3 protein-coding genes are annotated in these 2,676 nt (G+C 67.8%); all 3 read right to left on the bottom strand.

Annotated features, from left to right (window positions below; translation table 11 throughout):
• Window positions 1-183: 183 nt before the first annotated feature.
• Window positions 184-1,074 carry an N-acetylmuramidase family protein gene (locus I6U14_RS03015; protein ID WP_296896786.1) on the bottom strand — a complete coding sequence of 297 codons (891 nt, stop codon included), beginning with the start codon at window positions 1,072-1,074 and terminating at the stop codon, window positions 184-186.
• A gap of 172 nt (window positions 1,075-1,246) precedes the next feature.
• Window positions 1,247-1,813, bottom strand: coding sequence for a zinc ribbon-containing protein (locus I6U14_RS03010; RefSeq protein ID WP_296896785.1), 567 nt, complete (start codon window positions 1,811-1,813; stop codon window positions 1,247-1,249).
• Between the two features lie 169 nt (window positions 1,814-1,982).
• Window positions 1,983-2,276: a hypothetical protein gene (locus I6U14_RS03005; protein ID WP_296896784.1), complete on the bottom strand. Its 294-nt coding sequence runs from the start codon at window positions 2,274-2,276 to the stop codon at window positions 1,983-1,985.
• Window positions 2,277-2,676 lie beyond the last annotated feature (400 nt).

Below are 2,676 nucleotides of genomic sequence, written 5' to 3'. Positions count from 1 at the left end.
CCACACAGCCAAGCGCCCCCCTGTGGGAGCGGCCTCTGGCCGCGACAGCAGCCGCGCAGCCCAAGTCGCGGCAAGAATGCCGCTCCCACACAGCCAAGCGCCCCCCTGTGGGAGCGGCCTCCGGCCGCGACAGCCGCGGGCGAGGTCGAAGTCGCGGCAAGCACACCGCTCCCGCTAGGCGCGTCAGCGGCAGCGTCGAGCAGCCGCCGCGAGCTTCTCGTCGTAGCGGTTCGCCCGGTAGCCGGCACCATTGTAGCCCTTCGCGAAGCTCGCCCAGCGCCCGGCGCGCAGGTGGCCCATGAGATCGTTGTTGTCGATGAAGGCGAGCATGTGGTTGAACTGCGCCTTCTCACCCGTAAAGTTTTCCACCACGAACTGCTCCATGCTCTCGCAGCCGGCCACGGTGTAGTTAAAGCCCATCACCTGGCCGAGCCCCCAGCTGGCTGACTTCAGCGCCTGCAGCGGGTCGAACTCCATGGCATCCTGCAGCCGGCCCCACTCGGCACTGCCGCCCTTGTAGAGATTGCGGTTCCAGCGCCGTGAGCTTAGATCCGGGCGCGTCTTGCTCACGGGCAGCGGAGTGAGCTTGTAGAACCAGTGCGCCTCGAACAGGATCTTGGGCCGCGCCGGCGGCGGCTCCCTGAGCAGAAAACCCGAGCCGGCGGATTCCACCGCGAGCACGGCGCGCAGGTGGCAGGGATTCACGCTCCAGGTGTCGGCCAGCTCGGCAATGTCGTCATTGCTGATCGCCGCCTGGCCGGGTATCGGGCCCGTCCAGGAGACTGGCACGAAGCGCCCGTCCGGCGTCTTGCTGGGGTAGTCGTACACGAACGGCGGCTCGTGCTCCGTCTCCACCCGCGGTGGGTGGTCAGGGACCTCCGCTGCTGCCGGCGCGCTGTCGGCCCCTGGTTCCTCGGGCTCCGCCGCCGCATCGCGCGTGGCGGGCGTCGGTGCTGCAAGCGCATCCTCTGGCTCAGGGGGCGTCGTTTCCATCTCGGCGCGGACGACCGCGAGCAATTCCTCACGCGCATCTTCAAGGATGCGATCGACCTGGGCTTCGATGTCAATGGCCATGGCGGATCTCCATAGACGGTTGCAGCGCACGCCGCGTTGGAGCGGGCGCGGCATGTGGCAGGGCAGAAGTATATATGAGCGCTTTGCTGCGTCTATGGGCGGCCGCGGTTGGTCGTGACCGGGGCCCCTCGCCGGCGTCGAATCCGCCGCGTCGCGCCATTCAAGCGGCCTTTCAACCGTCGGCTGTACTGTTCTCGCCCGGACGCGGCCGACGGAAGGTGAGGTTGCCGCATTCGGCACAGGCCGGGATGCGCCCGGTGCGTGTGAAATGGGTCTCGGCGCCGCATTTGTCGCAGACGAGGGTGCCTGGGCCGGTGATCTGGCCTGCCTGATACAGGCTCGCCTGGCGGGCGCGCTCGGCCCACTGCTTGAGCTGCAGGCTGGTCTGGTCGGCGACGCTGGTGAAGGCGTCGAGCATGCGCTGCTCGATGAGCTCGAGGTCGAACCGCCACCACTCGCGCAGGTCCTCGCCCGTGTCCACCAGCCAGTGTGCGGCGTCCTCCACGTCCCGCTCCACGTAATCGGCAATCTTGGCCGCTTCCTCCCGCGTCAGCTCCCCGAGCTCCACCATGCTCTCGCGAACTTGCTCCAGCATATGGCGCAGCTTCGGGGTGGCTTCTTCGGCTTGCTGCTGCGCATGCTCGATGCCCTCGCGTGTGCGCTTGAGCATCTCGTCATAGGCGTCCACCAGGCGGTCGGTGGTGTTGTCGTCGTCGCGGTGCTGCTTGCCGTCGTTCATCGCGCTCTCCGTCGGGTGGCGGTTCCCGGAAGCTCCAGGAGCCCTTCCTGAAAGTGTGCGCGATGGGGCGAAAATGGCAAGGGTCGGGCGCCATTGGTGGGCGTGGCGAAAGCGCCGATCCCTCTGCGGCCCCGCGAGCCCCTTGGGCGGAAGCCGTGCGTCGTGCGAATCAGCGCGGACTCATCGGCAGGCCAACGATGTGCTCATGACCTTTAATGGTGCGCTCAGCGATGTAGATGGCCTGCGAATACGCGAGGTTCAGTTGTGCCAGTGCGGCCGGCAACGCTGCCGGATCGTCGCGCTGCATCCGCTCGGCAAACGCCTCGGCGAGTCCGGTGTACATCCGGCACTGGCTCAGCCGGGCATGATCGTTGTTGCCGCCTTGTCGCTGCAGCTGAGACATGAACGCGAGCCCGCGCAGCTGCTTCGCGTGCTCGGCGCGATTGCGCAGCAGCTTCGCCACCAGCGGATCAGCGCAGTGCGCCGCCTGCGCCAGCAGCGCTTGCGGTGCAATTTCGGTCGCGGCGCGGGAGAAGGGCGAGCCGCAGGCCGCGGGCTCTGGCGCAGGCGGGCTTTCAGGTGCGGTAGCGTGAGAGGGTGGCTCCGCGTGGGCTTGGAGGCCGACGACTGCCCCCACAAGCAGCAATGCAGCCGACGCAAGAGCGGTTCGACGTCGACGCGGTCCGCGCTGGCGGCGTGGGAGGAGCGACATGAGCGGCGGTCTCCATGCTGTGACACCGGACCAGCCGCCGGGCGGAGAGACCGAGCGGCGACCTCAGGCTTGTCACGAATTCGTAACACAACTCCGCCGCAATTGGAACAACGCAAACAACCCCCTGTGGGAGCGGCCTCTGGCCGCGACA

This window comes from Thiohalocapsa sp., from assembly GCF_019695415.1.
Lineage (GTDB): Bacteria > Pseudomonadota > Gammaproteobacteria > Chromatiales > Chromatiaceae > Thiohalocapsa.
The sequence above is the reverse complement of the archived record's forward strand: the minus strand, read 5'-3'. Positions and strand labels throughout refer to the sequence as shown.

Coding starts and splice junctions, on each gene's coding strand:
- I6U14_RS03015 (WP_296896786.1), bottom strand. CDS start 1,074: ATGGCCATTGACATCGAAGCCCAGGTCGATCGCATCCTTGAAGATGCG.
- I6U14_RS03010 (WP_296896785.1), bottom strand. CDS start 1,813: ATGAACGACGGCAAGCAGCACCGCGACGACGACAACACCACCGACCGC.